We start from the raw sequence: 2,093 nt of genomic DNA, 5'->3' as shown, positions 1-2,093 counted from the left end.
GCTTCGCCTCCGCCCGTTTCTTCAACCCCGACAGATCGACGGCGCCGGCGAGGGACGCCGCGAGCTTCTGCTCGGAGGCGGACGGGGGTCGGTTACCTGGTCTCGTCACGCCTTCGATCCTGCCACGGCCGGTCCGATCGGGTGTCAGCTGGTCGCGGGCACGCGGATCAACAGCGCGTCACCCTGTCCGCCGCCGCCGCAGAGGGCCGCCGCCCCGAGGCCACCGCCGCGGCGGGCCAGCTCCAGTGCGAGGGTCAGGACGACGCGGTTGCCCGACACCCCGATCGGGTGCCCGATCGAGATGGCGCCACCGTTGACGTTGACCTTGTCGGGGCTCACGCCCAGGACCTTGGTCGAGTGCAGACCGACCGAGGCGAAGGCCTCGTTGAACTCGAACAGGTCGATGGAGTCGACCTCGACGTCCGAACGACGACAGGCGTCGAGGACCGCGTCGGCGGGCTGGTGCTGCAGGGTCGAGTCCGGGCCGGCGACGGTGCCGTAGCCGACGATCTCGGCCAGCACCGGCCACCCCTCGGCCTCCGCACGGGCGGCGGTGGTGACGATGACGGCGGAGGCGCCGTCGGAGATCTGGGAGGAGGATCCCGCGGTGATGGTCCCGTCCTTCGCGAACGCGGGCCTGAGCTTGCCCATCGACTCGGCGGTCGACTCGGCGCGAACACCCTCGTCGGTCTCCACGACCGTGTCGCCCTTGCGGCCCTTCACCGTCACGGGGACCACCTCGTCCGCGAACCGACCCTCGGCCCACGCGGCCGCGGCGCGCTGGTGGGAGACGGCCGCGAACTCGTCCTGGTGCTCGCGGGTGATCTCCAACTCGGCGTTGCGCGCTTCGGTGAGCGCGCCCATCGGCTGGTCGGTGGGCACGTCGTGCAGGCCGTCGTAGGCCATGTGGTCCAGGACCTCGATGGAACCGTACTTGTACCCGGCACGGCTCTTGGGCAGCAGGTGGGGCGCCTGGGACATCGACTCCTGGCCGCCCGCCACGACGACCTCGGAGTATCCGGCGCGGATCGCCTGGTCCGCCAGCGCGATGGCCGTCAGGCCGGACAGGCACATCTTGTTGATGCTCAGCGCGTCCACCCGCTGGGGGATACCGGCGGCCAGCGACGCCTGACGCGCGGGCATCTGCCCGTTCCCGGCGGACAGCACCTGACCCATGATCACCTGATCGACGGCCTCGGCGGGCACGCCGCCGCGCTCGAGAGCCCCGCGGATGGCGATCCCGCCCAGTTCGGGGGCGGACAGGGAGGACAGACCGCCCTGGAGACGGCCGAACGGGGTGCGGGCCCCGGAGACGATGACGGTGCGGGTGGAGTCGGCGGACATTGCGGACCTTCCATTCGAGGGGCTGTACGTGTACACGCCAAACTACCGTCTGCCGTCACCGACTACCGTGGTCCCCATGACCACTACCCCAGCCGGCCAGCCCCTGCTCCCCGCCGAACTCGTCGTGGCGATCGACCACGTCGGAGTGGCGGTTCCCGACTTCGACGCCGCCGTGTCCTGGTACCGGGACAACCTCGGGATGGAGAACCTCCACGAGGAGGTCAACGAGGAGCAGGGAGTACGCGAGGCCATGCTGGGGTCGCCCGGCCGACCGGACGGAAGCGCCCTCCTCCAGGTGCTCGCCCCCCTCGACGAGTCGTCGACGATCGCCAAGTACCTGGATCGCAACGGCCCGGGCATCCAGCAGATGGCGGTCCGGGTGACCGACATCGAGGCCATCACCGAGCACCTCACCGGACGCGGTGTGCGGGTGCTGTACCCGGAACCGAAGAGAGGCACGGCGGGTTCACGGATCAACTTCGTGCACCCCAAGGACGCCGGGGGCGTGCTCCTGGAACTGGTCGAGCCGGCCGCCGGGTCGCACTAGGGTCCGGGCGGGGCCTCCCCGCTAGGGTGGGGCCATGTCGAGCACACACATGCCCACCACGGGCGCCGACCCCTTCGCGGTGGTCCGCAAGGGCTTCGACCGCGAGCAGGTGACCTCCACCCTCACGCGCCTGGAGGCCGAGGTCGAGCTCCTCCGCGCCGACCGCGACGCCGCCGTCGAGCGGGCCGAACGGGCTGCCGCC

The 2,093-nt window shown here is 71.2% G+C and carries 2 protein-coding genes; one reads left to right on the top strand and one right to left on the bottom strand.

Annotated elements, in window-relative coordinates; genetic code table 11:
- Window positions 1–144: 144 nt before the first annotated feature.
- Entirely contained in the window at window positions 145–1,344 is a 1,200-nt protein-coding gene (locus G6020_RS10415; RefSeq protein WP_182610573.1) for an acetyl-CoA C-acetyltransferase, read from the bottom strand.
- Between the two features lie 76 nt (window positions 1,345–1,420).
- Here G6020_RS10415 and mce point away from each other — a divergent pair, with 76 nt between their 5' ends.
- Window positions 1,421–1,891 carry a methylmalonyl-CoA epimerase gene (gene mce, locus G6020_RS10410; protein ID WP_179525547.1) on the top strand — a complete coding sequence of 157 codons (471 nt, stop codon included), beginning with the start codon at window positions 1,421–1,423 and terminating at the stop codon, window positions 1,889–1,891.
- Window positions 1,892–2,093 lie beyond the last annotated feature (202 nt).

The sequence above is a fragment of the Dietzia sp. B19 genome (genome assembly GCF_014145155.1).
Classification (GTDB): Bacteria; Actinomycetota; Actinomycetes; order Mycobacteriales; family Mycobacteriaceae; genus Dietzia; species Dietzia natronolimnaea.
The sequence above is the reverse complement of the archived record's forward strand: the minus strand, read 5'-3'. Positions and strand labels throughout refer to the sequence as shown.